We start from the raw sequence: 25300 nt of genomic DNA on the forward strand, positions 1-25300 counted from the left end.
AATCGTGCGAACTGACAGCGCCATAATCATACTGATGCAAGTAGTGGAGTTTGCGCGATCGCGCCACTATCAACAGTGGTTGAAAGCTTTAAAGACAGCAAGGCTGAAAGTAACGCTCCAACCTTACTACCAATTTCATGTGGTAGTTGGCGGATGAAGCTATCATCGCTGAATAGAGAAAGCAAACAGAGATGACGGGCAGCCTAAAATTGGTAGAAGATATCATTTACTGCAAGCATTATTGGCATCAGATAGGTTTCTTAGCCTGTCTGGATTTAAGGATTATTTGTAATGGCATACTTCCTTTTTGTGGATGAGAGTGGGCAAGATCATCGGAATTCACCTTATGAAGTTTTAGCTGGTGTTGCAATCGAGGATCGTGACTTATGGAATTTAATCCAAGCAATCCAAGCAGCAGAAATTCGCCACTTTGGTACGCGGTATAGTAACGGAGACAGAGAACTTAAAGCCAGAGAGCTTCTCAAGAAGAAGGTGTATCGACTTGCAGCGCAGCTAGAACCAATTCCACAGGATGAAAGACAGGTATTAGCCAGAACCTGTCTTGAAGCAGGAGCCACTGCCGGAAAACGTGAACTGACAGCATTAGCCCAAGCCAAGCTAGACTACGTTAGCGAGGTATTTGATATCTGTTCACAATTCCGGTGTAAAGCGTTCGCTAGTATTGTGAGTCCAAATGCCCCCGTACTGCGCTCACCGGAGTTTCTGCGGAAGGACTATGCTTACCTTTTTGAGCGCTTCTTCTATTTCCTTGAAGATATTAATCCTTCAATATCTGGTATTGTCGTCTTCGATGAACTCGACAAAAGTCAGAGTCACCTGTTGGTACAACAAATGGATCGTTACTTCAAGCATTCAACCAAAGGAAGACAACGATCTGGTCAAATCATTCCAGAACCGTTTTTTGTTCATAGTGACTTGACAACGGGGATACAAATTGCAGACCTAGTTGCTTATATCGTTTCCTGGGGATTTCGTACTAATGATATGAGCGAACCAGCGCGGCAAGAGCTTAATAATTTAGTTAACCAGGTTTGTCAGATACGGTATCGTGCTATTCGGGAAGTAGAAGACAATCCAAACTTTGCTATATGGAGCTTTGCGGTAATCACCGACTTACGCACGAAAGAACAGCAAAACTAGGAATAAAAAAAAGGCAATGCAGCATATTATGCTTCAAAGCCTCCAAATTCATTATAATCATTAAAACTGAAATGTCAAGGTTTTGTCATGCTAGAGGGGCAACCAGTGCAGGCGAGCGCTTTCTACACTGATGATCTTTAGAAGCCTAACAGGGCTAAGGTGAACTTGAAGGGAACCGAAACGCCCCGAACTACTATTGAGTATTGAGGATAATCTGTTTCAGCCGAAAACCGCACATCGCACCAAGTACAACACTCTGGTTGAACGCAAGTTGCCTATTATATTTCGTTTCCATCCCAGTTGGAGTCTGACTCAATTTTTTCACCGGGGAAAAACGAAGAGTCTAATACCTGCTCTAAACTATAAAGGCACTCTTCGGGAAAATCTTTGTAATTCAAAGAGGTTTCGCGAACAGCGAGGTCTACTCCATCCTGATAAGGTTTCTTCAACGCTTCAGGTAAGTAAGGTTTCAAGCTGGGACTTTCCTCAAGAAAATCCGCAATTCGGCGACGCTGTTCTCGAATTGTGGCAAACCAGCTTTTAGAACGATGACTAGACTGAAATTCCCACTTAAGCAGATTCAAGAGTAGAATCCCCAAACGGTTCCTTAACTCCTGTCGTTGTTGTTTTCCCAACGATTCAATCTCCTCAACCAAATTTGAGATATCTAAGCAGTTCCATGCACCATCTTTGAGAAATTTAGCTTGTTCAATCGTCCAAGCATAAAAGTCTGCCTCATACTGTCCAGAAGTTGTAGACATTTCCGTTTGTGTTTTAGTCATAGCGATCGCAACCAACTATAAATTTACTTGCTCTCAAATTTGCGGCAATCCAAGCAGCTTATGAACCCGTATCTTTGCAAAAATTCTCTTATGACGGCTGGGGAAGAAGTCAATACCTCTGAGGAAACAGAAGTTTTTGTATTTCCGGCATCGTTTGTCTAGCAGCGGCTGTGGTTCCTCGACCAGATGTTCCCAAGCAATACCTTCTACAATGTAGCGACTGCACTTCGCCTAAAGGGTTCGCTCAACGCTTCAGCGCTGGAGGAGACGTTCAACGAAATTGCGCGATCGCTACGAAACCTTACGCACCACGTTTGTCGTAGTGGAGGGGGATCTCGTCCAGGTAATTGCTCCCAGCTTAACCATACCTGTGTCAGTGATAGATTTGCGGCATCTACCGGCAACCGAACGGGAAGCTGAAACTCGACATCCCAAAAACCGCTTTTAGGTTGGATTCTGGCTTTCATCCCCATAGCTAAGCCAAAGCGTATCAAAAAAAGCCTGCGACTTTTCCATCTCCTGGGGTAACACCTGCATCTCCACCACCGCCTCTACTCTGCCCCCTTGTTGCGGTAGTGAAAGAGGCTGAGATTCCCGCCCCAGCTTATGGAAGCGATGAACTTCATCAAACCGTTTTGAATTGTCACGCCCACAAAAATATGGGCTTCTTTACAAAACCAACCCAAAGTTTTTTTAAGATTTAGGGTAGAGATTGCTATTCTGCATCTATCGCGAGGAATAATAGTATTAGTAGATGACGTTATGTTTTTCTTTAGGCAATGAGGAAGCAGTTTTAGCAGCAGCGATGAAACTTCCAGAAGCTAGGTCACTAAGGCTTGTGGATATGGAAATGACGATTGGACGATAGTGGTTAATAATTCAACCGTTGCAGGATGAGTGAAGGTTGTACTTCATTCTTTACTCGCTGATTAAGCAACTCGGTCACAGTTTCATCTGAAAGTTCAGGAAATTCCATAAGCGCGAAACGGGGAAATTACTGAACTTTTGAACACCTTATTAACCAGTAATTACACGGAAGTTTTGGGAGCAGCGAACGAGTTTCCGGAAACACTTTGCTCTTGAAAGCTAGATTTTACTATAACTCTAACGCCCTGAATTGGAGCAGAACATGATTCAAACTACAGATACAGCTAAGTTTACGACGACTGACCTAAATCGCTTTGCTGAAGAACTCAATCGAGATGGAATTTGTGTAATTCGGGGTCTGTTTGAGAGGAGATTGGTCGAAGAGTGGGCAGATGCTTTTAATGAATTGTTCCAAAAGCGCCAAAACCAACCGGGAGGTTTGGCACCTCGCGAACAATCCCGCTACTATCTAACTTTTCCTTGGGTTTCTCCCTTTGCCAATGTAGATGTGTTTGCGAATCCGGTAATTTTGGGGATTCTCGATCGCGTATTCTACCAAGAATATAAGATGGTGCAATTGGGAGCTGATATTCCAGTACAGGGTTCGGATTACCAAGAAATTCACCGGGACTTTCGCCCACTGTTTGCCGATCAGATAGTAACGCCACTTTACGCGCTGGCGGTTAACTTTCCACTGGTAGAAGTGACGGCGGACAATGGCCCGTTTCAAATGGCGCGGGGTACTCATGTCATGCCGCGTGAGGAAGGATTAGTAAAGATCGCTGCTGGCGAAATTCCCATAGAGTCTTTCTATATGCAGCCTGGTGACGTGATGATTCGCTCGCCGTTGGCGCTGCATCGAGGCTCGCCAAACCGGACAAACACACCGAGACCGATGGTTGTCATGGGCTATGTGATGCACTGGTTGCATACCGCGAAAGTGGACTTGACTGTGCAACGGGACTATTATGAAAGTCTGCCAGAGCAAGTAAGGGAATTACTGCGGTGCCAAGTGGTAGAGCAGTTGCCAGAGAACAAAGTTGAAACCTACGTGAATTTCAAGTATTAGGACGCTAATGTCTCAATTTGAGCCGACACCTGAAGAATTTCCTAGCAAACGCACCTACACAAATCCGGTGTACAACGGCTATTTTGCCGATCCGTTTGTTTGGGAACACCAGGGACTATATTACGCAATCGGCACGGGTGCAGCAGAAGCAGAGGGAGAGGTGGACGAAATCGGCAAACAGCGCGTCTTTCCTCTCTTGCGCTCTGAGGACTTTGTAAGCTGGGAGTTTGCGGGTAATGCACTGCTGCGCCCAGACGCTGCCTTGGGCGATAACTATTGGGCACCGGAAGTTGCTTATTGCGATCGCAAGTTCTATCTCTACTACTCCGTAGGACACGAAGACAAGCGGCATCAGTTACGGGTGGCAACAAGCGATCGCCCGTTGGGGCCTTATCAAGACATCGGTGAACCCCTCATAGACCCTGAATCGTGTCCTTTCGCCATCGATCCTCATGCCTTTCGGGACGACGATGGGCAATGGTATCTGTTCTACGCCCGCGATTTCTTGGATACAGAAGGAGGAGTAAGGGCTGGAACGGCGCTGATGGTAGACCGATTGATCGGGATGACAAAACTGGGTGGAGAGGGAAAAGTTGTTTTACGCGCCCGCTCTGACTGGCAGCGGTTTCTGGCAAACCGTTTGATGTACGGCGATCGCTATGATTGGCATACCTTAGAAGGTCCTAGTGTCCGCAAACATGGCGATCGCTACTACTGCTTTTACAGCGGTGGGCGCTGGGAAACGGAAAACTACGGTGTTGATTATGGTGTTGCAGATAGCGTCATGGGTCCCTACTCGGATGCGGGGAATGAAGCAGGGCCCCGCGTATTGAAAACTGTTGTCGATCGGGTTCTCGGCCCCGGTCATAACTCGATTGTTGTCAGTCCCGATGGTCAAACTGATTACATCGCTTACCATGCTTGGGATACGGGCAGGTCAGCGCGGCGAATGTGCTTAGATAAATTGATTTGGACGGCGGATGGCCCGCGCTGCGATGGTCCCACCTGGACATCGCAGACTATAGCAGTTCTCACTTGAGTGCAATATACACTCGGAACCTCACCCCCAACCCCTCTCCGTGAACGGAGAGGGGGGAATATTGAACCCCTCCCTGTGAACGGGGAGGGGCAGGGGTGGGGTTAAACCGTATTGCATCCAATGGAGAATTGCTATATCTAATTAGCGCAAGCGATCGCGCTGCCGAAACCGAAGCAATTCGAGCGATTGCTGGCGGCGAGATGTCAAGTGCGATCGCTGTTGAGGAGTTTCATGTATACGGGCAATTCTCTAGAAAGATTTTTAGCCTAGAATCCAGGTTACAGAAATTGGCAACCGTCCTTCTTTTCACCAAAATCAGCAAAGAACCTTAGCCACTATGCCACCCGATCGGGAACTTTGGGTAACTTGATGATAAAGCTTGTTCCCTTATCTTCAGCGCTTTCAACCTCAATCGTCCCTTGATGTGCTTCAGTAATACTCTTTACCAAAAATAAACCTAGTCCCCATCCCGTTTGCTCCTCAGCAGAGATAGTTCGACGAAATTGTTGAAATAGGATTGATTGAGCGTCTAGGGCAATTGGATCGCCTTCATTATGGATAGTAAGGCTGATCTGCGTTTCAGTTTGCTGAAGCGTGAGTGTAATCGGCGTGCCAGACGCCCCATATTTCACAGCGTTAACTGCTAAGTTTTCAATCACCCGCCGTATTTCTTTACGGCTGCAATAACTCTTGATCTCAGAATCACAAACCATAACAAACCGCTCTCCATAAGCGAAGCTCAAATCCTCGACTACCTCCTGCACCAGGCTCTCTAAATCGCATTCTTCAAATTCAATCTTTAAGCTCTGCCCGCTCCGCAGCCGACTTGCATCGAGCAGATTTTGAATCATCGAATCCAGCCGATTGACTGCATTGACCATCCTCACCGCTACATCCACGTGGGTATCTCCTCGTTCCAGCCGACGCAGAGTCAGTTGAGTTCCCATTTTTACAACATTAAGGGGGCCTCTGAGGTCGTGAGTTAGCGTCACCATAAATAGCTCTTGAATATCTCGCAGCGTCTCGGAGAATTGAGTGGCAGCGTCATTAACGGCTTGCTCAATCGAGCCGATAATGATGTCTCGTTCCCTCACTTCTAAAGGCGCTTCTTCCTCTAAAACTTGAAAGATGACTTGACGGAGGATATGGTACTCGAAAATGAGTTGACTCATGGAGTAGTCAGCATAGCCCGCCCGTTCATGCCCATGCTTCTTGCCAATTCGCGTGCTTTCTACCTCGTCGGATGCGATTCGGGCAGGTGTCCTGTCAATTCTGTTTGAGAGTTCATCTACCAGTTGGTTTAAGTACAGAGGTAGCGAATTTTGTAAGACAAGAGAATCCTGATGCATTGATGCTTTGACTTCATCACGCGCCCGTTTCTCCCACAGATGCATAATTCTTTCAGCATTTTGCTTAAGACGGTCAGAAGCTTGATTAGACATCGTTTTTGATTCTCTGCATGAGTAGAGATAAGGGAACGTTTCCAAGATGTGGGTTTGAGTGGGTTCGAGCAGGTTCGAGCAGCAACTAACAGAAGCTACAATGCATCTGTATACCCGGTCAAGTCGCAGACAAGGTTAAATTATCAAAGATGGTAAGTAGTTTGCACAAGCAGCCGAAAGATGTAATTGTAGCGAACTGCAAACACAAACGCTTCAAAGCGCTTTCCAAAACAAAACTGAAAATACATTAAATTGGAAATAAAAGGTTAGTCTAAACCCCAATAACTGCAAATCAAATCACATTATCTGTAAACCGACTAAAAACATAATTATGAAGCCACATTATCTGCCAATAGCTTTGGGGTAAGCGAAAAAAACTGCTCAAGGATTATTTTTAACCACTACAGTCCGATTTCTACCACTTCATTCGGGCATATATGTCTGGTCAATAAGTCCTTTGAATTCGGATACTTTTGGTAATGTATTCTAAAAACTAGGGTTGGTCAATCAAACTGTTACTTGATGAAGAGGAAAATCTTGATGCACAAAAGAAACCAAGAAGGCAGTTTTCTGATGGCTTTAGTGTGTATCTCTCTCAGGGTAAAATTATGTCAGTTTCGTTTCCTGACGATGAGATTTAACACCTCACTGCACTAAACGGCTGGATGAAAGCGCTTTACCTATCGGAGTTGACAATTCTTAATGGGTCTGGGTCGTCATGGGTCTAGGAGCGATCGCCCTAGCCCAAAAACAGATTGCTGAATTCTGGCTGTCATCCTCATCGCTAAGCCTGAACGTATCGAGAAATGCCATCCACTCCTCCATCTCCTGGGGAGGTACTGCCATTCTCACTACAATTCGCCCGTAATCGGCGCTGTTGTTGCAGTCGCGACTTCAGTTCTTGTCAAACCCAGCTCCCGGCTGATTTCGGTAGTTAGAAAGGTTTTATTTATACTTGGTATAAAAATTTCCTATATCTTTTTAGCGACTCAATTGCCATACAGTGGTTCTACGCAACATCTGATGCGTAGAACCACTGTGTCACTTCAGTCATGATTAAAACCTTTTTCAAATTCTTGGTTATCCAGGATGGGGAGTGGATATGGATACAAGCCTGATCGTTTCTAATATCCTGAATCCACCAATCCTATTTTTCTTTCTAGGTATGCTGGCAGTTTTTGTTAAATCGGATCTTGAAATTCCGGCTCCTTTCCCCAAGTTACTGTCACTTTATCTGCTATTTTCCATTGGCTTTAAGGGAGGAGTGGAACTGATCAAAAGCGGCTTGACCCAGGAAGTCCTATTGACCATGCTGGCAGCCATATTGATGGCGTGTGCTGTCCCGATCTATACCTTTTTTATCCTCAAGCTGAGGCTAGATACCTATGATGCAGCAGCGATCGCCGCGACTTATGGCTCCATCAGTGCCGTAACTTTTATCACGGCAGGAGCTTTTTTGACCGAGTTGGGGATTGATTATGATGGTTATATGGTTGCAGCCCTAGCGCTTATGGAATCTCCGGCTATCATCGTCGGGCTGATTCTGGTCAATCTATTTACACCCAGCCAGGGAGATCGGGACTTTTCGTGGCCCGAAGTGCTACAAGAAGCCTTCCTGAATAGCTCCGTATTTCTGCTGGTTGGTAGCCTGATAATCGGAGTCCTGACTGGAGAACGCGGTTGGCACACTTTGGAACCCTTTACTCAGGGATTGTTCTACGGTATCCTGACCTTCTTTTTGCTCGACATGGGGTTGGTTGCGGCTAAAAGGATTAAGGACTTGCAAAAAACGGGCGTTTTTCTCATTTCTTTTGCAATACTAATCCCAATCCTCAATGCAGGCATTGGACTTTTGATTGCAAAATTCATCGGAATGCCCAAGGGTGACGCGCTCTTATTTGCGGTGCTTTGTGCGAGTGCTTCTTATATTGCTGTTCCCGCCGCTATGCGCTTAACGGTTCCTGAAGCGAATCCTAGCTTGTACGTTTCTACCGCGCTAGCTGTAACGTTTCCTTTCAACATCATTGTGGGAATTCCTTTATATCTGTACGGAATTGAGATGCTTTGGAGATAACATCATGCATTCAGTTAAACGAATAGAAATCATCGCAAATTCATTTGAACTTGGCAAAATTTTAGATGGCTTAAAAAAAGCAGGTGTAACGGGACACCTAGTCATCCGCAATGTTGCCGGACAGGCGCTTAGAGGCGGTTCTGAAGATTTGGATATGACCATGTTGGATAATGTCTACGTGGTTGCCTTTTGTTCCCCGGAAATACTTAAAGGTGCTGTGGAAATTATTCGACCAATCCTCAACAAGTTTGGAGGTAGCTGTTACATTTCTGATGCGCTGGAAATTCGCTCGACAAGATGCGTTGCGTCACTGTAAGGTGGCTGCTTCTGTCCTCTATAAAATTTTTAGAGACTAAAAAACAAAAGCAGAGTCGAAACTAGACTGTGAACTTTGAATAGTTCATTCTGTAACTTTTACTTCTTCTTAATACCTATGAATGAGAACAATGGGTTAATAGGGCGGCGCAATTTTTTGAACTTAACAGGAAAGGGTGGAATAGCCCTGATGGCGGCTGTGGCGGGAAGTGCATTCTGGGGCGTGCAAGCAAACCGAGCGATCGCAGCGACCGTTGATCCTCCCAGCCCTGATGCCGCCCTAAAACGGTTGATGGAAGGCAATCAACGGTTTGTGCAACACAAGGCTAAGCATCCCGATCAATCAGAGGCACGCATTAAAGAAATTGCCCAAGCACAACACCCTTTTGCAACTCTGCTAACCTGCGCGGATTCGCGGGTGTCTGCGGAAATTTTGTTTGACGAAGGACTCGGTGACTTATTTGATATCCGGGTTGCCGGAAATATCGTGACTCCAGAAGTGCTTGGCAGTCTGGAATATGCTGTAGCTATCCTCAGCACTCCTGTGATTATGGTTTTAGGTCACGAACGCTGTGGTGCTGTCACCGCCGCAGTGCAGGGGGAACATCTCCCTGGAAACATGAATTCTTTTGTTAAAGCCATCAAACCTGCGATCGCTAAGGCAAAAGATGAATCGGGCGATCCGGTTGATAATGCTGTAATTGCAAATGTTCGGTATCAAATTGAGAAATTAAAACAAAATTCAACGATCGTGTCTGAACGATTACTGGATGAAAAGCTCAAAATTGTCGGAGGTCGTTACGATCTTGATACTGGAAAAGTCACGTTGATTTAAGATTGCCTACAACAAGCATCTCAATTTCCCTCAACGCTGATGCCACTGCTGCGAACATTCGCTCTGCTATCGGTGATACTAGATAAACTCGCCCCTACTGTCTCTGCTGAATTATGGTTGCAATAGATAGCTAGGGGCGAACTGCCCATCCAATATGCAGACTTTGCCGACAGGCAGCACGAATGGCTACAGGGTGAGAGCGATCGCGCTTCCAAAAAGAGCGATCGCATCTTTTAAGATAGATTTTGTGCCAGCATCACTTATTGTTAGAATTTTCTCAATCGCTAGGAAAGATTTTGCTCTGATAATGTCATCAGATTGCAGAGCTTATAAACTACTCTAGCCCCAACGTTACCATCCCACTCACTATTCCCCACTTCGCATACATCAAACCCAATAATCTGTCTGCCGCTATTGACAACTTCGCGGAACAAGAAAAAGGTTTGCTCTAGTTCTAAACCTCCAGGAACCGGAGTTCCTGTATTCGGGCAAAGTTTGGGGTCTAATCCATCGACATCAAAACTAATGTAAACATTCTGCGGTAATTCTGCAACGATTTGTTTGCAAATTTCCAACCAGGAAATTCCAGCATATAGCTTTTGTTTTAACTGAGGATCGTAGTACGCAGAAACTCGCCCTCCAGACTGTTGAATCAGATTAACTTCATCTTGAGAAATATCGCGAATGCCCACTTGAACTAACTTCGATATTTGGGGCAATTTCAGCGCATTAAACATAATTGAGGCATGAGAAAACTCGAAACCCTCGTAAGCATCGCGTAAATCCGCGTGAGCATCAATGTGTAAAATTCCGAATTCCGGGTAACTTTCTGCCAATGCCTGAATAGCTCCCAGAGGTACGCTGTGATCTCCTCCGATTGCTGCAACCTTTTTACCCTGTTTTATAGCAGCTTGAGCCTGTTCAAACAGCCATTTATTGACAGCTTGACACTCTTGATTAACCGTTTTTAAGACTTGCGTGAGGTCGGGATCGTCTTCGACACGCTTCCCTAGTTCCATATGTTCGATAATTCGAGCCGCATCTTGCCTCAAAACCTCATTTTTCTGCTGGATATCTTTGGGAATTTCTACCATGAAAATACCTTGCTTCCAGCCTTCTGGATTGTCAAAGTCATATAAATCCAGTTGACGAGAGGATTCTAAAACTGCATTTGGCCCAAAAGCTGTGCCGGAGCCATAGGAAACAGTCACTTCCCAGGGAATGCCAAACACAATAATATTGGCAGAATCGTAGTCAAATGGAAGTCCTAAGAGATTACCGTTATCGACACCGATACCGCTAGGATCAAAGTTTAGGAGGATTTCTTCTCTGGTAGCCATTGAGTATGTCCTGAATCAAAGTGGGTTAGCAAAAAGTGGCTTGATAAATGTTAGCGTTGATATTGCAAGTTTTGGGATGAGCCAAGCTAAGTCGGTTGCTATCCCAGTCTATCTTCCACAAGGACTTGTTAACATAACAAATTAGCGATCGCTGATGCCAAATAACATCAAGACAACTTGGAGTGGTTATCATGCCGATAAGGACAATCTGAGGGCTGATATTTGGTCGTTGCTGAAGCAGCAGGGGGTAGCCATCGGAGATCCGCAAGGTCACATTCCTAACTTTGTCGGTTCCCAAAAAGCGGCTGAACAGTTAGCAGATTTACCAATTTGGCAACAATCAAAAGCAATTAAGTGCAATCCGGATTCACCGCAAATTCCGGTGCGATCGCGTGCTTTAAAAGATGGGAAACGCTTATACATGGCTGTACCTCGCTTAACGAATACTCGCTGCTTTGTTGAATTGACGGCTGAGGATTTGCAGCAGCGCAACATCCCGCTTGAAGAAGCTGCGCTCGCACGGAAGGCGCTAACTTATGGGCGATTGGTAACTTTTGAAGAAATGCAGCCTATCGATTTAGTTATGGTGGGTTGTGTGGCGGTAACGCGCAATGGGGGTAGAACTGGTAAAGGGGCGGGATTTGCAGATTTGGAACTTGCGATGTTAAAAGAATTTGGGTTAGTTCAGCCGGATACTCCAATTGTGACAACGGTGCATACGTTGCAAATTGTTGAAGAAGAACGTTTGCCAATGCAACCTCACGATTGGGGACTGGATTGGATTGTTACTGCTGATGAGGCAATCGGAACAAATACAACTTATCCACGGCCAGCAGGGCTAGACTGGGATACAATTCGTCCTGACCAATATAAGGAAATCTCAATTTTACGGAAACTGAGGGAGAAACTTGCAAATCAAGCCATTTAACCTGGACAACGACAGTGAAGGGAATTATCAACGACAACAGATTAAATAATAGACAAAGGCTGCATTCTTTTTCACCATAATGCGATCGCTACTTGCTGTAGCGCCTGCTAAAATTTCTGGTTATTTAAAAATTTCATAGATGAGAGCGATCGCTTTAAAATTTATTAGCGCTAAAGTAATTTATGGGTAAAGCTGTACTAACGCTTTTCCCATAATAAACCCTTAACCTATAGGGGCGATCGCTTATTCTGTCAGCCAGGGAATGACAGCTGTGAGTGAAGACGCTTCCGACCGCCTGGGTTGAATAAAGCGATCGCGCCACGAACAGCAGGGGTGTCAGAGGTCGTGGCGCACATTCATCAAGTAGAATTCGCATCTACAGTCAGCATTTAAAGTTAAGAACTTGGCAATCGCCTGCTAAGAGCATTGCGAATTAAAATTATCAGAATTCCTAAACCTGTAAATACTAACGCCGCAATGTTACTTTTTGGCTCGGCGAAAGCAATGAGAAATAGGTTGGAGAACAGCGCTAAAGCCGGAATCGCAGAAGGAACCTGAAACCCTTCGGTTCGAGGTTCTCGGCGTTTGATGACTAGCAATGAGATGTTGACAAGAGAGAACATTGCCAGAATCAATGTTGAGGTTGTTCCAGCCAAGAATGCAAGCGGAAATGCCAGGGCGAGAAAAATCACGAGCGGCAGAATGACAAGCAGCGTTCGATAGGGAGTTGCTCGGCGTGGATGTAATTTTCCTAACCAAGCTGGAAGCAGTCCTTCGCGGGACATTCCGTAAAGCAGACGCGATGCCGTGACAAAATTCAGCAAAGCAGTATTTAGAACGGCGAACAAGGCGATGAGTGAAAAGACGACTGCTGGAAAATTTGGCTGCGATCGCTGAACGACATCGAGAAGAGGAGCGTTTGAGGCGGCAAGTTCCGCCGAACTGAGTACCTGAACGGCAAGCCAGGAGACGAGAACATAAACGACACCTGCAATTCCCAGGGAAAGCAGAATCGCTCTGGGAACATTGCGCTGGGGATTTTTCACTTCCTCGGAAACATTGACAATATCCTCAAACCCAATGAAGGCGTAGAAGGCGAGTGCCGCTCCCTGAACGACCGCTATCCAACCGACAGCTGGCGCGTTGGGGACGGGACTGGGAATAGGATTCGCTGCGCCTGCTGGGTTTCCGATGAGAAAAAGGGTCGCGACGACGATGACAATCACAAGACCCGAAACTTCAAGAGCCGTGCAAAAAATATTCAGGGCTGAGGACTCTTGCATTCCCCTAAAATTAACAAATGCAAGACCCGCAAATAGCGCCAGGATAATCAACCAATATGGAATCGCTGGAGCAAAAGCGTTGAGATAGCCTGCAAACGCTTTTGAGAGCGTCGCCATCGAAACTAGGCAGGTACAAAACATCAACCAGCCTACCAAGATTGAGAGCCAATCCCTGCGAAATGCTCTGTGGATGAAACTAGCGACTCCTCCGCTTTGCGGAACTCTGTTGCCAAGTTCGGCGTAGCTTAAAGCGGTAAGTGCCGCAACAATCATGGATGTCAGGAAAGAAGCCCAAACCAAAGAGCCGGAAAGTCCGGCAATTTTTCCGATCACTGCATATATTCCGGCACCGAGAATATCACCAACCCCGTAAATTACCAGCGTCGGCAATCCAAACACTCGCTTGAGTGAATCCGCTTCTGCATTCGGTTCCATAGAATTTCTCTTGTCCTTCTACTTGCCCAATCTTGTAATCTTTATGCTCGTCAGTATAGGGGGTACGGGGTGCTATCGGCAGCAAGAATTGAGAAAGCGATCGCTTAGTCTATCGAGCAATGCTGGCTACTTTTCTATGTCAACTGGCTGTCTCAACCCCATCATGAATTGTTGGGGTGCCAGTAACATCCAAACGCCAGACAGCGATGCGATCTAATTGTGCTAAGTCTGGGACTTGTTCGGGCGATCGCGCTTTTGCCACAACATTCCAACCTTGCTGCGCGAAAAGTTGGGCTGTACCTTCCCAATTCCACTAGATGCACCCGGAATCAAAACTATTTTGCTCATAGGTTGGTTAATTTGAATTTCGTGTAATGAAGGCAAGAAAAGTGCGATCGCTATACGTTTTCTATCTCCTTGCCTTCGAGTTATCTCTTTATCCCTCAAAGCCTCAGCTTACTAACGATATGACAAAGGCGGCGTACAATTTTCTTGCCCCAGAAATAACTTGTAGGCGGGATTCTTGCTTTCATCCCAATAGCGATAGCCCAGTGTATCGAGAAATGCCTGCCACTCTTGCATTTCGTGGGGAGGTACTTGCATTCCTACAACGATTCGTCCGTAGTCTGCGCCGTTGTTGCGGTAGTGGAACATACTAATATTCCAGTTGGGACTCATGGAACCGACGAACTTCATTAATGCGCCGGGACGTTCGGGAAACTCGAAGCGATAAAGCAATTCATCGCAAGCAAGGAGAGAACGTCCGCCAACCATGTGACGCAAGTGCAATTTGGTCAGTTCGTCATCGGTTAAGTCAAGGGTTTTGAACCCGCAAGCTTCAAAACTTTCTGCCATCTTTGCAGCATCAGCACGGTTTTGAATTTGCACGCCAACAAAAATATGGGCTTCTTTTTCATCGGCAATGCGATAGCTAAATTCAGTAAGATTCCGTCTACCAAGACATTCACAAAACTTGCGGAGACTGCCTGGTTCTTCGGGAATGGTGACGGCATAAATGGCTTCGCGGCGTTCGCCAAACTCGGCTCGTTCTGCCACAAAGCGGAGGCGATCGAAATTCATGTTAGCACCGCAGGCAACGGCAACTAACGTTTGTCCTTCAATTTGCTCCCGTTCGACGTAGGCTTTAGCGCCTGCGATCGCTAATGCACCTGCTGGTTCTAAAATCGATCGCGTATCCTCAAATACGTCTTTAATTGCGGCACAAGTGTCATCTGTACCCACCAGAACAATCTCATCGACATACTCTTGACACAGCCGGAAGGTTTCTTCCCCCACTTCCCGCACTGCAACCCCATCGGCAAATAAACCCACATTCGACAAGCGCACCCGTTTTCCTGCTTTCAGCGATTGAGACATAGCATCGGCATCGACGGGTTCAACGCCAATAATCTTAATATCGGGACGCAACCGTTTTACATACGCCGCAATCCCAGAAATTAAACCGCCACCCCCAATCGCCACAAAAATAGCATGAATGGGTTGCTGACATTGCCGCAGAATTTCCATCCCAATTGTCCCCTGTCCAGCAATAACGTGAGGATCGTCAAAGGGGTGAATAAAGGTTAAGCCTTTTTCCGCTTCCATCTGACGGGCAAAAGCATAAGCATCATCGTAAGTGTCGCCATGCAATACAACTTCTCCCCCTCGCGCTTTGACGGCATCTACCTTCACTTGAGGCGTGGTGACTGGCATGACGATAATTGCTTGCGTTCCTAGCTGACGCGCAGCCAGGGCGACTCCTTGGGCATGGTTCCCAGCGGATGCAGCAATTACACCCTGCGCCAGCATATCCGGCGACAGGTGCGCCATCTTGTTGTAAGCACCCCGCAGCTTGAAGGAAAACACTGATTGCATATCCTCCCGCTTCAGCAGAAGTTTGTTATTCAGCCGTGCGGAGAGGTTTGGTGCGTATTCTAGGGGTGTTTCTTGGGCGACATCGTAGACACGAGCCGTGAGGATTTGTACCAAGTAGTCGCAGAGCATAGGGTGGAGGGGTGAGCAGATGCAGGCTAGGTGACAATTCTACTCTATTGGTGGATTTAGATTACCGACTTCGTAAACAAGTCGGTAATCTAGAGTAATCTTACTAAAAACGGATTCTGGGACTCATGCCCCTGCCCCATTGTGGTTGACATATCTTATGCAAATTAAATGGAAAATTATTTTTCGCAATAGTGTAATCGTTATTGGGACTTTTCTAGTTAGTCCTGTAATTGTAACGCTTGTGATTATGCTAGCCAACGCCTACAGTTTGGTGAACTTAGCTATAAGGGGTTCTCAGCTAGGTTCTAAGGTACTAGGTTTTTTTATTAGTGGCTGCTTAACTACAAGGGAGCGGTGGAAATATCTATTTTTAACTGCTTTGAGCGTTTGGTGTTTTGATATAGCAAGATTTTGCTTTGTTACATCTCCTATCTTAAGTCCAACAATAGGAAGGGAAAATGCCTTTAAATTTGCAATCATTAATGCGCTTTTTGAACTACCTATAACGTTTGCCACAATGTTAATTGGTGGCAGTTTTTCAGTCTTATTTAAACGAGACAACAGCAGCTTATCTTAAAAGTATAGTGATGTCCCATTACAATCCGTATCATTAAGACTGCCTCGCCACTCGCAGGAAGCGTGAAGATTATGAACAAAACGCCTTTTGAGGAATCTTCAAACTCTGAAGATGAGCTTTTGCCAGAGTACCAATTTGATTATAAAAAAGCCAAGCCTAACCATTTTGCAAATCGAAGTGGAAAGCCAAAGCTAACAGTCGTTGTTTTGGATGAGGATGTTGCCGAGGTTTTCTCAACACCGGAGTCAGTAAATAAGGTGCTTCGGGCACTCATTGAAGCGATGCCTCAAGCAAGTAGTAGTGAGACAGTCTAACTGTAGCGATCGCTTTGCTAGAAAGCAGACTCTATATAAACCAAGGAAATATTGCCGCGAACAATAACTAACGCAGCATTTCCACTAATTTATATCCAAGCAGCTTACCGCTTTCAGTCACGGATACTATTATTAATTCATCCGTATCATAGACCTTATTGAGTAGTTTGTCTTTTTCAAGGGATGCAATCATTTGCTTGGCATCGCCTCGATTTATTCCCTCTTTGTCTGTAATGTTAAACACAACCACTTCTCCATTTGTATAAACATGGGATGCAGAATATATTTTGTGGAAAAGTAGTATATCTGGCATAGCATATAACGCTGGAGCAAAGTTAGTTTGTCGAAGTGACATTGTTATATGATGCAGGCTAACCACGAACGCCCACAAAGCCCAAGCACCTCTGGCAGATTGAGTTAGACTATCCTGACCAATATACAGAGGAGGATTCCAGACGAATAAACCTGGATTTATAACAAGAATTCCATCAACCTTTCTATCCTCTATCTTCTCCTTCAGTTTTTGCTCATCTTGCCAGCCTTCATATCCAACTACAAAAAGAGGAATCCAACGCGGAGTAGTGATTTCATTACATCCAAAACTACGTTTAAGTCCCACTAATTTATCAGAAGTTTTTTTGACTTGATTCCACTGACTTTTTAGATTTGACTTTACCTCGATTACGGCTGCAACTCCCTCTGCTAGATATAATCTAGAGCTTCCCTGACTCATAGGTAGGCTAGGAAAAAAAGGATATTCGACAACAATGTCTACCTGTCCACTTATTTTTCCACTTAAGTCTGTAATATCTCCATGTCCAAAACGAAACTGAGGAGGGAAAACTTCTGCTAAAAACTTATTAATAAAATACTCTCTATCATTCCCTTTCGTTGCACTACTAGATCCTTTGCCAGCCTTATGCCGTGCCTTAAGTATTGCTTGGATGCCTTCCAGCCTCTCAAAAAGGTTTTGATTCCCTAGATTATCCATAATACTCTCTTGACCTATTTAGTTGCTCTTGCTGTAGGGTTAATAAAGGTTTGGTAGAGTGATGGGCAGTTAATACAAGGAAAGCGTATAGGTAATACTTTTGACAAAATATCAATAAATTAGGTAAGTTATGTCTGTTTTATGCCTGATTGCAAAAGTTGATGATGAAAAAAAGTTCATGGAGTATGTAAAACAGTATATAGCGATTCTCGCACTCATGAGGCACAGTAACAAAAATGAGCAAACCAGTTACGGATATTTGACTGAGTCACCTCAAGCATGGCGTTGGCAATGGCATCAATTAAATCTTTATATGTTCTTGCTGCTGCCTTTCTCAAGATAGATTTAACTTTTGACCAAAAATTCTCAATTGGGGAAAACTCAGGAGAGTAAGGAGATAAATACAGGAGTTTTGCTCCGGCTTTTTCTATAAATTCTCTTACCATCTCTCCTTGATGGATTTTGGCATTATCCATAACAACACAAGCATCCTTCCAGAGTTTAGGGATTAATTCCTGGACGATAAAGGCTTCAAATGTCACGCCATCTACTGCCCCATATATACTGACTGATGCTATCAACTCTTGAACGGATAAAGCAGCAATCAAAGAAATATTTTTTCCTCGCTTTTGGGGCTTTTCCCCTCTTGCCCTCTTCCCTTTTAAAGCTCTGGCGTAAAGCCTCAGCATTGCCAAGTTAACTCCTGATTCATCAATGAAAACCAGGTTCTCTACTCGAATATCTTGGATTTTTGACCAAAACTCAACTCGCTGCTCCTGTACTCTCTCACTTGTTTTTTCTGCGGCGTACAGAGTTTTTTTTTACACTATAGTTTAATTTTTGCGTAATCCTTCCCATCGTGGCTCGACTGACTCTCACTTGTACCTTGTCATCGAGCAAGTCACAAAGTTCTTCGAGCGTCGCGTCATTATTGGCTTCAATGATTTCTACTAAATCAACTAATTGCTCTTCCTTGAGCTTAGGTTCAGGGCTTCCCCCTTGAGGATAAGGATGAATATCTCCTGTTTCTTTATATTGCTTGATTAATTTTTGAACAAAGCTTTTAGCAACATAAAATCGTTGAGCCAGACTCCTTATGGAGATACCTTCCTTTTCATAGACTTCAATTATTTTTTGCCGAAACTCAATCGGATAAGGCCTCATTGCTGATTTTTATAATTTATATACTTGCACTACATCGTACCCCATAACTCTGAGAATTGCTATAATCGACCACCAGCAGGTTATGGAGGTTGGGGTCGATTCTCTAGTGAAGTTCCTGCCATTGGTACAACGCTACAGCTTGACTAGAATGATTACAAATCAAAGAATAACATTTCATTGCCTGAACGTTACGAAAAGGATCGAGAAAGACCACCAAATTACTTTAGAGTCATTCATCATCGACATCTAGTACCAAAGCCTGCCTACTATAACCAGGACACCCAAGATGAAGTAAAACGTGGTTTAAATATAGGACATCATAGCGTTGTTCTATGTGTTGTCTATGTTGTAGAAGCGAGGAAGTGTGATCGGGCGGGTTGGTTTGGCTGAATGTAGAGGCGGGTGCGATCGCGCAAGCGCTGCTGCAAGCAGATCGGGTAAAACAGTGATTGGCTTTGCCAGTACCCAATGGGCGATAGTAAATGGCAATCTGGACTTGATTGTGCGAAAAGCCGTGCAGAGCAAATCCACTGTTTCTCATTTCGCGCAATAAGGCAGCAGCTATAGATTTAAATTAGGATGAGGGGCAGGAGGATTTGTTATGCCAACCACCATCCAAGAAATTTATACCCAGGTCATTCGCACTTTGTCACCAACAGAGCGGTTACGCTTGGCAACACTGATTCTCAATGATCTGGTACAGCACAATGGTGATGTTGTTGATCAAAGTGATACATGGACAGAGCAAGATCAACTCGATCTAGTTGGCTTTTCCTTACAATATGCTGCAACAGGCGACCCTGAGGGCGAGGAGTTAGCTGAGTGAGCTTTAATCCAGGTGATGTTGTCACCGTTGATTTTCCTGGTGTCACAGGTGTTAAACGTCGTCCTGCTGTCGTGTTGTCCTCGGCAACCTATCATGCAAATCGCCCTGATGTAATTGTCGGGCTGATTACGACTCAGACAACTGCATTAGGTGTAACCGATTACGTGCTTCAGGATTGGCAAGCAGCAGGTTTAAGGGTTGCGTCTGTTTTTCGGAGTTTCATTGTAACGTTGCCTCCCTCTGCCAACTTGGTTTGCATTGGGCAGTTATCAGAACGTGATTGGCAAGGTGTTCGGGATTGTGTCAAGGTGGCTCTTGCAGAATTGGACAATTCAGAATGCTAGTGCCCGTCTCGCCACTCGCAGGGAGCCTGAAGTGCGATCGCCCATCGCCATAGGTTGAGTTGACTTTAGCGTAGGGGCTGGAGTAGGAGCAAGGAAACCCAACATCTTTATATTTGGTAGGTTTGCAGGTACGCTGCAATCAATGTTTTCGTTTCTGCTACGAGTTGTTCCCGGAAGATTCGATCGCGAGTAAGAGAGAGCCATAGCAACTCATTGGCAGCTTTCACAATTGTTGTGGCAATTAATTCGCACTTTGCATTATCTAAAGATGGGTTTCTCCGTTCCAGAAAATGGGCGAGTTCTTTGAGAATCAGTTGGTCGTACTCATCCAGGTTACTGATATCGGCTACCGTCATCAGATCGATTAATTGTTCGAGTACCGCGCGATAGCCAGGATGGTCGGTTGCGAACTGGTCAAAGGCATCGATCATGCGATCGACATAGACAGCGATTGGAGCCTCTGCCAGTTCGGCGTGAAGTTGCCCAAACAGGTGATACTCCTGCTCAAAGTACCGATTCGCCAGAGCTTTGACGATCGCTTCTTTGTCAGGAAAGAACTGGTAAAGCGACCCAACGGGAACTTCCGCACGAGATGCGATCGCTCGTGTCGTGGTTTGGTCGTAGCCCAGTTCAATAAATAGTTGCTCGGCAACATCGAGGATGTGATGCACGCGCTCCTGGCTGCGTGCCTGCTTCGGTTGCCGTCGCATGGTTGAGGATTGTTGAGGATCGGTCGTCATTTACAGAAATCATCCTTGACGAAACATGAACAGTGTTCGTATTATTTAAATATGAACACTGTTCATATTTTACTTCAGTTCCACCTGTTGGAGGTACTCCTATGCAGTCTATGAATTCCCAGGTTGTTCGATCGACCAGACCTAATCTGAGCGTGCAACCGCACTCTACCAGACAGATAGGGACAAGGGTAAAAGACTTCTTTCGCACGTTAAGAGGAACGAAAGCATTCCTGACGCTACTCCTTGACGACAGCGGAAATCTGGCTCCAGTTCTGGACTTGAGTACGACGCTGCTTGACACTCATGCCTTCCAGGTTGCCGTTGAAGCAATGAAGGCAATGCCAGAAGTGGCTGAAATTATTGCAGAACGCTATGTGACTCCCACCCACGATCTGGAAGCCTTGTTGCAGTATCCCAAGGACTCATTGGGTTACGCCTATGCCAGCAGCTTGAAACAGGCAGGTTTTCAGACGCTAGCGGCTGAAGTCGAAATTGACTCGGATACCAGCTATGTGGAAAATCGTTGGCTGCAAACCCACGATATTTGGCACATTATTACCGGATTTGATACCAGCGAAATCGGTGAAATTGGTTTGCAAGCCTTCTACCTAGCTCAGTTTCAGCTACCTCTGGCTAGTATGCTTATCGCTAATGCCCTAATTAGCGCTACGCTGTTCCAACCTGAGACTCTATCCCCGCTTCTCAGTGCGATCGCACGGGGATGGGAAATGGGACAAACTGCCAAACCCTTGATTGCTCAGAAATGGGAAGAAGCCTGGGAAAAACCAGTTTCGGTGTGGCAGACAGAACTGAACGTGCAACCCCTTGTACAGCCCGAATTGGTGCTGAATTAATCAATTCAAAATCATCTTTGTTCATTTTGAATTTTGAACGTTGAATTCCCCAAACGGGTAGTCATGATGTCATGCAGGCTTTACTGGCGCACCATTCGCCTCACCTATCCCTGGTTGCCGTTGGCGATTATGCTCTGGCGTATGGCCATTTCAACAGGTATTCACCGCCGTCGCGCCCAGATTCGTTTCTGGAGGTTGTTGACGCGGATTGATTTTGCCAACTTGCTGGCAATCGCCCTGGAAATGGCTCAACCCGAATATTGGGTGTGAGTGCGATCGCTCATCCCTGTAGGTTGGGAAAACGTAAGGAAACCCAACATCTCACCATTCACTACCAACACGACTCTCCAATTCAATCGGACTATCCGCACCCCAATCTCTTGTGTAAGCGCCGTCCCTCATATAGCAATGGAATCTAGAAGCAAAGTTGAGGCGTCACAGGCACAATGCTCATCTTGAAGCTATAAAAGCGCGATCGCAAGCATGAACGAAAAGAGCGATCGCGCACATTAATTTTTGCTAAATATAGATAGCAGTGCGATCGCCTTTTGTACCCTACGCGATCGCTTTTCATGAGTAGAACACTCAACCGCCCATCTTATTGTGCAGTAAAGGCTATAGGCGATACATCTGAGATATGTGGCAAATTGGACACGATGAGTTGTAACCAAGACTGAACCATCTTCACCCTTGCCTGGTCTAAGGTAATACAACAATCGAATGCGTTGTTGCTGCACACTAACAACTTGGAATTTCCATTTTTATGAAGATAAAAACTTTGTTCTTCTTGCCAGGAGCGATCGCGTTGATGCTTGCTGCTTCCCCAATGATTCCCGCTTTCACCAACGTTGCTTTTGCTGGCCCTGGTCGCGCTGGTGGCGCAGGAATGAAGTATAACCAGCTGAATTTGACTGACGCTCAAAAAGCACAAATGCAGCAAATTAAAGAGTCTACGCGGCAGCAAATGGATGCTATTTTTACCCCGGCGCAAAAAGAACAAATGCGCCTTGCTAAAGAGCAACGCCAAAGACCTAATCTGAACCTGACTGAAGACCAAAAATCAAGACTCCAAGCGGTTCGCCAGAGTACCAAGAGCCAGATGGAAGCACTGCTGACTGCTGACCAAAAACAACAACTTGAGCAATTACGTCAAGAATGGCGTCAACGCCGTCAACAAACACAGTCCTAATGGAGGTGTTGCTATTGCTTTGTAAGAAAAGGTAGCTCGAAAAAAGTTTACCAAACACGTGCAAAGCTTCAAGGGGGTATGGAAATAATCACTTCCCATACCCCCTTGTTTTCATCAAAAATAGAGCGACTTTCAATTTAAGCTGCGATCGCTAGACTTGCGTTGACGCAGGAAATCCAACCTCTCATCATTCGCTACTAAACTTTTGGGCTATTTCATTCTAAATTGGCAGGATGTATGCTGTAATAGGTTGCCGAAAAATAGAGTGGATCAATTCCCATTACCAAAGCAGCAATTTTATAAGCATTTGCTGAATTATCAGACTCCTGTCGGGAGCATCTCACTTTTGTAAAATATAAAATATTCCGACGACTGTAAGCGCTTCGCCTTCTTGAGGGTAGTCACCTTAAGCAAACGAAGCCTGCGCGTTGGCGGGCTTTGTTTATGGAGCATCGGCGCTTCTAGCTTACGGGTGTATATTTGCAAAAGCTAAGATGCTCCCTCGTCTTCTAAGTGACTAATGGCTTAAAACTTGGAATTGCTCAGAATTGATGCGACCAGATTGATACAAAGTTTCGGCAATTTCTGAAATTGTTAGCACAGCATGACCCTGATAGCCATTTTCCCGCAGCCTATCTTTAACGCCCTTTTCATGGTCTATCAAAACCACAATATCTTCTACATTTAGTCCAGCATCTTTTAACTTTTCCGCCCCTTGCATTACACTTTTGCCACTGATGAGAATATCATCCACCACCACGATTTTTTCTCCAACCTGAAAATGCCCTTCTATTACCCGTTTAGTGCCGTGAGATTTCACTTCCTTACGTGGGAAAATCATCGGACGCTCTAAACGTAGCGCTAACCCCGTAGCAGTTGGCAGTGAACCATAAGGGATTCCGGCAATTCTGTCAAAGTGCAAGTTTTTAAGAATTTCCGAGTATGCACTTAAAATTTGATGAAAAATTTGCGGTTGGGAGATAATTTTTCGGAGGTCGATGTAGTAAGGAAAAATAGCTCCCGACGCTTGCACATGATCGCCAAACACAATACAGCCAATATCGTAAAGTTGTAAAATCGTGTCTCGGTGGGGAGAAGGTTGTAAGAAGCAGACATCCGGAAGCCACAGGTCACAGGTGGGGCTTTCTTGTACAATTTTCAGCCGCTGGTTATTCACCGTGTCGCGTAAGGATTGGACGGCTTCGGCTGGATGTTCGGTGGTTAATAAATTTGGGGGAACTGGAAGAACTAACCCGTCTCCATAGGCGTTTAAGCCAGCCGCTAAAATTTGCTCTAAGTTTTGGTCTTCCGACCATCCTTGCAGTAAGATGAGACGTTCTGGCGCGACAGTGCGGATGCGACCTAAAATTTCCGGTATGGCCCCGCTTACTTCTAGCCCCAGTTGTTCTGGCGTTCCCCAGTTTTTAGCTTCTTTCACCAGATGCAGATAAAAAGGTCGCCCGATGCTGGGATATTCTTGCAAGACGGCTGCTGAGGGATTGCCAGTGTAGCACTCGACAAAGACTGCTTTGCCTGGATAAACCAAAAAAGGTGCCGCCATGTCGAGTCCAGCGTAAGGTGACAACGTACAAGCATCAACCTGCCATTTTTCAAATACAGTTTCGGCAAATACTGTGCTGGTGTTGATGTCGCTGTGTTTAGCGTCTAAAATTACCGGGATCTCAGTGGGGATGGCTGCTAAGGTTTGCTGGAGTAGTTCTAAGCCAGGAATTCCAAGCGCCTGATAAAAGCCAAGAGTCAATTTATATGCACAGACATAATTGGCGGTTTCGGTGATCAGATGTAGCCTGTCGGAGATGTCACTCAGGGTTTTGTTCTGGTTCTCCGCTTCTGGGTCGAGTGTTACGTACAGTAAGCTTTGATTGCGTTCAATTGCTTGAAGTAACTTATCGAAAAAGTTCATAGGTGTTTTTTGTTGTGGGCGATCGCTTCCAGCACAATCAGCTTACCCACTTGACGCTGCCTGTTGTCACTCTTACCACCAACAGCCACCACTCTCACCAAGATGCCCGGATTTTAAGGCTTTTCGCTCCCACAGGGATAAAAATAAAAATTTTTTACAAACTTCTTTACAAAACTTAAAAGTCACTCTACTATGAGTACATCGACCTAAAACATTCATTCCCGCAATCATAAACCAATGACCACAACCATCCAACAACGCTCCAGCGCCAACGTATGGCAGCGGTTTTGCGAATGGGTGACATCGACCGACAACCGCCTTTATGTAGGCTGGTTCGGCGTACTGATGATCCCCACCCTCCTATCCGCCACCATCTGCTTCATCATCGCCTTCATCGCCGCTCCCCCAGTGGACATCGACGGTATCCGCGAACCAGTTGCAGGTTCACTGATGTACGGAAACAACATCATCTCTGGTGCAGTTGTTCCGAGTTCCAACGCCATCGGCTTGCACTTCTACCCAATTTGGGAAGCAGCATCCCTCGACGAGTGGCTGTACAACGGCGGCCCTTACCAGCTGGTAATCTTCCACTTCCTGATTGGCGTATTCTGCTACATGGGTCGTGAGTGGGAACTGTCCTACCGTCTAGGTATGCGTCCTTGGATCTGCGTCGCTTACTCTGCACCAGTTGCAGCAGCAACCGCAGTATTCTTGATCTACCCAATCGGACAAGGTTCGTTCTCAGATGGTATGCCTCTGGGCATCTCCGGAACCTTCAACTTCATGTTGGTGTTCCAAGCAGA

Annotated in this window: 32 protein-coding genes and 2 pseudogenes; 18 read left to right on the top strand and 16 right to left on the bottom strand. The window is 45.5% G+C overall.

Annotated features, from left to right (window positions below):
- Positions 1 to 4 precede the first annotated feature (4 nt).
- Entirely contained in the window at positions 5 to 157 is a 153-nt protein-coding gene (locus H6F74_RS09030) for a hypothetical protein (RefSeq protein WP_190439410.1), read from the top strand.
- Between the two features lie 134 nt (positions 158 to 291).
- Entirely contained in the window at positions 292 to 1161 is an 870-nt protein-coding gene (locus H6F74_RS09035) for a DUF3800 domain-containing protein (protein ID WP_190439411.1), read from the top strand.
- Positions 1162 to 1439: 278 nt separating this feature from the next.
- Here the strand turns inward: H6F74_RS09035 and H6F74_RS09040 are convergent, their stop codons facing one another.
- Positions 1440 to 1943, bottom strand: coding sequence for a DUF29 domain-containing protein (locus tag H6F74_RS09040; protein WP_242021943.1), 504 nt, complete (start codon positions 1941 to 1943; stop codon positions 1440 to 1442).
- Between the two features lie 280 nt (positions 1944 to 2223).
- Between H6F74_RS09040 and H6F74_RS09045 the strand changes: the two genes are divergently transcribed.
- From H6F74_RS09045 to H6F74_RS09060, 4 genes are all read left to right on the top strand, one after another.
- A complete protein-coding gene (locus H6F74_RS09045; RefSeq protein ID WP_190439413.1) occupies positions 2224 to 2391 on the top strand; it encodes a hypothetical protein in 168 nt (55 codons plus the stop codon).
- A 681-nt stretch (positions 2392 to 3072) separates the two neighbouring features.
- Positions 3073 to 3879, top strand: a complete 807-nt coding sequence (locus H6F74_RS09050; RefSeq protein ID WP_190439415.1) for a phytanoyl-CoA dioxygenase family protein — start codon at positions 3073 to 3075, stop codon at positions 3877 to 3879.
- 7 nt (positions 3880 to 3886) lie between these two features.
- Positions 3887 to 4918 (top strand): glycoside hydrolase family 43 protein, encoded by a 1032-nt coding sequence (locus H6F74_RS09055; RefSeq protein ID WP_190439418.1) that lies wholly within the window; start codon positions 3887 to 3889, stop codon positions 4916 to 4918.
- 95 nt (positions 4919 to 5013) lie between these two features.
- Positions 5014 to 5250 carry a hypothetical protein gene (locus H6F74_RS09060; RefSeq protein ID WP_190439421.1) on the top strand — a complete coding sequence of 79 codons (237 nt, stop codon included), beginning with the start codon at positions 5014 to 5016 and terminating at the stop codon, positions 5248 to 5250.
- A 3-nt stretch (positions 5251 to 5253) separates the two neighbouring features.
- On the opposite strand, the gene H6F74_RS09065 is transcribed toward H6F74_RS09060, so the two are convergent.
- Both H6F74_RS09065 and H6F74_RS09070 read right to left on the bottom strand, forming a co-directional pair.
- Entirely contained in the window at positions 5254 to 6360 is a 1107-nt protein-coding gene (locus H6F74_RS09065; RefSeq protein ID WP_190439424.1) for a HAMP domain-containing sensor histidine kinase, read from the bottom strand.
- Positions 6361 to 7059: 699 nt separating this feature from the next.
- Positions 7060 to 7242, bottom strand: a pseudogene (locus H6F74_RS09070) (hypothetical protein); the annotation flags it as partial.
- A gap of 220 nt (positions 7243 to 7462) precedes the next feature.
- Between H6F74_RS09070 and H6F74_RS09075 the strand changes: the two are divergent.
- The 3 genes from H6F74_RS09075 (at position 7463) to H6F74_RS09085 (ending at position 9584) form a co-directional block, all read left to right on the top strand.
- On the top strand, positions 7463 to 8434 hold the full coding sequence (locus H6F74_RS09075) for a sodium-dependent bicarbonate transport family permease (protein ID WP_190439430.1): 972 nt from the start codon (positions 7463 to 7465) through the stop codon (positions 8432 to 8434).
- Between the two features lie 4 nt (positions 8435 to 8438).
- Complete coding sequence (locus H6F74_RS09080; RefSeq protein WP_190439433.1) at positions 8439 to 8750, top strand: P-II family nitrogen regulator; 312 nt, start codon at positions 8439 to 8441, stop codon at positions 8748 to 8750.
- Positions 8751 to 8867: 117 nt separating this feature from the next.
- A complete protein-coding gene (locus tag H6F74_RS09085) occupies positions 8868 to 9584 on the top strand; it encodes a carbonic anhydrase (protein ID WP_190439436.1) in 717 nt (238 codons plus the stop codon).
- Between the two features lie 20 nt (positions 9585 to 9604).
- Here the strand turns inward: H6F74_RS09085 and H6F74_RS09090 are convergent, their stop codons facing one another.
- Positions 9605 to 9814: a hypothetical protein gene (locus tag H6F74_RS09090; protein ID WP_190439438.1), complete on the bottom strand. Its 210-nt coding sequence runs from the start codon at positions 9812 to 9814 to the stop codon at positions 9605 to 9607.
- Positions 9815 to 9868: 54 nt separating this feature from the next.
- A complete protein-coding gene (locus H6F74_RS09095; protein WP_190439440.1) occupies positions 9869 to 10924 on the bottom strand; it encodes an agmatinase family protein in 1056 nt (351 codons plus the stop codon).
- A gap of 154 nt (positions 10925 to 11078) precedes the next feature.
- Here H6F74_RS09095 and H6F74_RS09100 point away from each other — a divergent pair, with 154 nt between their 5' ends.
- Positions 11079 to 11852, top strand: coding sequence for a 5-formyltetrahydrofolate cyclo-ligase (locus tag H6F74_RS09100; protein WP_190439441.1), 774 nt, complete (start codon positions 11079 to 11081; stop codon positions 11850 to 11852).
- Positions 11853 to 12006: 154 nt separating this feature from the next.
- Here H6F74_RS09100 and H6F74_RS09105 read toward each other — a convergent pair whose 3' ends face one another.
- Positions 12007 to 12228: a hypothetical protein gene (locus H6F74_RS09105; protein ID WP_190439444.1), complete on the bottom strand. Its 222-nt coding sequence runs from the start codon at positions 12226 to 12228 to the stop codon at positions 12007 to 12009.
- Positions 12229 to 12247: 19 nt separating this feature from the next.
- A complete protein-coding gene (locus tag H6F74_RS09110) occupies positions 12248 to 13570 on the bottom strand; it encodes an amino acid permease (RefSeq protein WP_190439445.1) in 1323 nt (440 codons plus the stop codon).
- Positions 13571 to 13613: 43 nt separating this feature from the next.
- Between H6F74_RS09110 and H6F74_RS09115 the strand changes: the two genes are divergently transcribed.
- The gene (locus H6F74_RS09115) at positions 13614 to 13787 is read left to right on the top strand and encodes a hypothetical protein (RefSeq protein WP_190439447.1); all 174 of its coding nucleotides are present in this window, start codon (positions 13614 to 13616) and stop codon (positions 13785 to 13787) included.
- Between the two features lie 5 nt (positions 13788 to 13792).
- On the opposite strand, the gene H6F74_RS30460 is transcribed toward H6F74_RS09115, so the two are convergent.
- The 3 genes from H6F74_RS30460 to H6F74_RS09125 form a co-directional block, all read right to left on the bottom strand.
- Positions 13793 to 13918 carry a hypothetical protein gene (locus H6F74_RS30460; protein WP_277875784.1) on the bottom strand — a complete coding sequence of 42 codons (126 nt, stop codon included), beginning with the start codon at positions 13916 to 13918 and terminating at the stop codon, positions 13793 to 13795.
- 111 nt (positions 13919 to 14029) lie between these two features.
- Positions 14030 to 15574 carry a threonine ammonia-lyase, biosynthetic gene (ilvA, locus tag H6F74_RS09120; protein ID WP_190439448.1) on the bottom strand — a complete coding sequence of 515 codons (1545 nt, stop codon included), beginning with the start codon at positions 15572 to 15574 and terminating at the stop codon, positions 14030 to 14032.
- A gap of 294 nt (positions 15575 to 15868) precedes the next feature.
- Positions 15869 to 16135, bottom strand: coding sequence for a hypothetical protein (locus tag H6F74_RS09125; protein ID WP_190439452.1), 267 nt, complete (start codon positions 16133 to 16135; stop codon positions 15869 to 15871).
- 87 nt (positions 16136 to 16222) lie between these two features.
- Between H6F74_RS09125 and H6F74_RS09130 the strand changes: the two genes are divergently transcribed.
- Positions 16223 to 16465 (top strand): hypothetical protein, encoded by a 243-nt coding sequence (locus tag H6F74_RS09130; RefSeq protein ID WP_190439455.1) that lies wholly within the window; start codon positions 16223 to 16225, stop codon positions 16463 to 16465.
- A gap of 67 nt (positions 16466 to 16532) precedes the next feature.
- On the opposite strand, the gene H6F74_RS09135 is transcribed toward H6F74_RS09130, so the two are convergent.
- From H6F74_RS09135 to H6F74_RS09145, 3 genes are all read right to left on the bottom strand, one after another.
- Positions 16533 to 17456: a DUF6602 domain-containing protein gene (locus tag H6F74_RS09135; protein ID WP_190439459.1), complete on the bottom strand. Its 924-nt coding sequence runs from the start codon at positions 17454 to 17456 to the stop codon at positions 16533 to 16535.
- Positions 17457 to 17671: 215 nt separating this feature from the next.
- Positions 17672 to 18620, bottom strand: a protein-coding gene (locus tag H6F74_RS09140) for an IS630 family transposase (protein ID WP_190439463.1) whose coding sequence is annotated in 2 segments (ribosomal slippage) — positions 17672 to 18278 and positions 18277 to 18620 — 951 coding nt in all. Because the reading frame shifts where the segments join, the coding sequence is not laid out codon by codon here.
- Positions 18621 to 18849: 229 nt separating this feature from the next.
- Positions 18850 to 19161, bottom strand: coding sequence for a hypothetical protein (locus H6F74_RS09145; protein ID WP_190439466.1), 312 nt, complete (start codon positions 19159 to 19161; stop codon positions 18850 to 18852).
- A gap of 60 nt (positions 19162 to 19221) precedes the next feature.
- On the opposite strand from H6F74_RS09145, the gene H6F74_RS09150 reads away from it, so the two are divergent.
- Positions 19222 to 19446, top strand: a complete 225-nt coding sequence (locus H6F74_RS09150; protein ID WP_190439468.1) for a hypothetical protein — start codon at positions 19222 to 19224, stop codon at positions 19444 to 19446.
- Complete coding sequence (locus H6F74_RS09155) at positions 19443 to 19790, top strand: type II toxin-antitoxin system PemK/MazF family toxin (RefSeq protein WP_190439471.1); 348 nt, start codon at positions 19443 to 19445, stop codon at positions 19788 to 19790. Before H6F74_RS09150 ends, H6F74_RS09155 begins: the two co-directional genes overlap by 4 nt.
- A 107-nt stretch (positions 19791 to 19897) precedes the next feature.
- Here the strand turns inward: H6F74_RS09155 and H6F74_RS09160 are convergent, their stop codons facing one another.
- Positions 19898 to 20530, bottom strand: a complete 633-nt coding sequence (locus H6F74_RS09160) for a TetR/AcrR family transcriptional regulator (protein WP_190439474.1) — start codon at positions 20528 to 20530, stop codon at positions 19898 to 19900.
- Positions 20531 to 20631: 101 nt separating this feature from the next.
- Here H6F74_RS09160 and H6F74_RS09165 point away from each other — a divergent pair, with 101 nt between their 5' ends.
- Both H6F74_RS09165 and H6F74_RS09170 read left to right on the top strand, forming a co-directional pair.
- Positions 20632 to 21384: a Coq4 family protein gene (locus H6F74_RS09165; protein ID WP_199301019.1), complete on the top strand. Its 753-nt coding sequence runs from the start codon at positions 20632 to 20634 to the stop codon at positions 21382 to 21384.
- Positions 21385 to 21417: 33 nt separating this feature from the next.
- Positions 21418 to 21654 carry a hypothetical protein gene (locus H6F74_RS09170; protein WP_199301020.1) on the top strand — a complete coding sequence of 79 codons (237 nt, stop codon included), beginning with the start codon at positions 21418 to 21420 and terminating at the stop codon, positions 21652 to 21654.
- A 145-nt stretch (positions 21655 to 21799) separates the two neighbouring features.
- On the opposite strand, the gene H6F74_RS09175 is transcribed toward H6F74_RS09170, so the two are convergent.
- On the bottom strand, positions 21800 to 21958 hold the full coding sequence (locus H6F74_RS09175) for a hypothetical protein (RefSeq protein WP_190439477.1): 159 nt from the start codon (positions 21956 to 21958) through the stop codon (positions 21800 to 21802).
- A 189-nt stretch (positions 21959 to 22147) separates the two neighbouring features.
- Here H6F74_RS09175 and H6F74_RS09180 point away from each other — a divergent pair, with 189 nt between their 5' ends.
- Positions 22148 to 22573 carry a Spy/CpxP family protein refolding chaperone gene (locus H6F74_RS09180; protein WP_190439480.1) on the top strand — a complete coding sequence of 142 codons (426 nt, stop codon included), beginning with the start codon at positions 22148 to 22150 and terminating at the stop codon, positions 22571 to 22573.
- 517 nt (positions 22574 to 23090) lie between these two features.
- Here the strand turns inward: H6F74_RS09180 and H6F74_RS09185 are convergent.
- A complete protein-coding gene (locus H6F74_RS09185) occupies positions 23091 to 24497 on the bottom strand; it encodes a bifunctional orotidine-5'-phosphate decarboxylase/orotate phosphoribosyltransferase (protein ID WP_190439484.1) in 1407 nt (468 codons plus the stop codon).
- Between the two features lie 237 nt (positions 24498 to 24734).
- Between H6F74_RS09185 and H6F74_RS09190 the strand changes: the two are divergent.
- Positions 24735 to 25300, top strand: a pseudogene (locus H6F74_RS09190) (photosystem II q(b) protein); the annotation flags it as partial.

This window comes from Trichocoleus sp. FACHB-90 (assembly GCF_014695505.1).
In the GTDB taxonomy this organism is placed as follows: domain Bacteria; phylum Cyanobacteriota; class Cyanobacteriia; order Cyanobacteriales; family FACHB-T130; genus Funiculus; species Funiculus sociatus.

Coding starts and splice junctions, on each gene's coding strand:
- H6F74_RS09090 (WP_190439438.1), bottom strand. CDS start 9,814: ATGCGATCGCTCTTTTTGGAAGCGCGATCGCTCTCACCCTGTAGCCAT.
- H6F74_RS09050 (WP_190439415.1), top strand. CDS start 3,073: ATGATTCAAACTACAGATACAGCTAAGTTTACGACGACTGACCTAAAT.
- H6F74_RS09175 (WP_190439477.1), bottom strand. CDS start 21,958: ATGAAAAGCGATCGCGTAGGGTACAAAAGGCGATCGCACTGCTATCTA.
- H6F74_RS09150 (WP_190439468.1), top strand. CDS start 19,222: ATGCCAACCACCATCCAAGAAATTTATACCCAGGTCATTCGCACTTTG.
- H6F74_RS09075 (WP_190439430.1), top strand. CDS start 7,463: ATGGATACAAGCCTGATCGTTTCTAATATCCTGAATCCACCAATCCTA.
- H6F74_RS30460 (WP_277875784.1), bottom strand. CDS start 13,918: ATGAGCAAAATAGTTTTGATTCCGGGTGCATCTAGTGGAATTGGGAAG.
- H6F74_RS09135 (WP_190439459.1), bottom strand. CDS start 17,456: ATGGATAATCTAGGGAATCAAAACCTTTTTGAGAGGCTGGAAGGCATC.
- H6F74_RS09180 (WP_190439480.1), top strand. CDS start 22,148: ATGAAGATAAAAACTTTGTTCTTCTTGCCAGGAGCGATCGCGTTGATG.
- H6F74_RS09160 (WP_190439474.1), bottom strand. CDS start 20,530: ATGACGACCGATCCTCAACAATCCTCAACCATGCGACGGCAACCGAAG.
- ilvA (WP_190439448.1), bottom strand. CDS start 15,574: ATGCTCTGCGACTACTTGGTACAAATCCTCACGGCTCGTGTCTACGAT.
- H6F74_RS09185 (WP_190439484.1), bottom strand. CDS start 24,497: ATGAACTTTTTCGATAAGTTACTTCAAGCAATTGAACGCAATCAAAGC.
- H6F74_RS09095 (WP_190439440.1), bottom strand. CDS start 10,924: ATGGCTACCAGAGAAGAAATCCTCCTAAACTTTGATCCTAGCGGTATC.
- H6F74_RS09035 (WP_190439411.1), top strand. CDS start 292: ATGGCATACTTCCTTTTTGTGGATGAGAGTGGGCAAGATCATCGGAAT.
- H6F74_RS09145 (WP_190439466.1), bottom strand. CDS start 19,161: ATGAGAAACAGTGGATTTGCTCTGCACGGCTTTTCGCACAATCAAGTC.
- H6F74_RS09065 (WP_190439424.1), bottom strand. CDS start 6,360: ATGTCTAATCAAGCTTCTGACCGTCTTAAGCAAAATGCTGAAAGAATT.
- H6F74_RS09085 (WP_190439436.1), top strand. CDS start 8,868: ATGAATGAGAACAATGGGTTAATAGGGCGGCGCAATTTTTTGAACTTA.
- H6F74_RS09040 (WP_242021943.1), bottom strand. CDS start 1,943: ATGACTAAAACACAAACGGAAATGTCTACAACTTCTGGACAGTATGAG.
- H6F74_RS09080 (WP_190439433.1), top strand. CDS start 8,439: ATGCATTCAGTTAAACGAATAGAAATCATCGCAAATTCATTTGAACTT.
- H6F74_RS09055 (WP_190439418.1), top strand. CDS start 3,887: ATGTCTCAATTTGAGCCGACACCTGAAGAATTTCCTAGCAAACGCACC.
- H6F74_RS09165 (WP_199301019.1), top strand. CDS start 20,632: ATGCAGTCTATGAATTCCCAGGTTGTTCGATCGACCAGACCTAATCTG.
- H6F74_RS09110 (WP_190439445.1), bottom strand. CDS start 13,570: ATGGAACCGAATGCAGAAGCGGATTCACTCAAGCGAGTGTTTGGATTG.
- H6F74_RS09105 (WP_190439444.1), bottom strand. CDS start 12,228: ATGCGAATTCTACTTGATGAATGTGCGCCACGACCTCTGACACCCCTG.
- H6F74_RS09100 (WP_190439441.1), top strand. CDS start 11,079: ATGCCAAATAACATCAAGACAACTTGGAGTGGTTATCATGCCGATAAG.
- H6F74_RS09115 (WP_190439447.1), top strand. CDS start 13,614: ATGCTCGTCAGTATAGGGGGTACGGGGTGCTATCGGCAGCAAGAATTG.
- H6F74_RS09130 (WP_190439455.1), top strand. CDS start 16,223: ATGAACAAAACGCCTTTTGAGGAATCTTCAAACTCTGAAGATGAGCTT.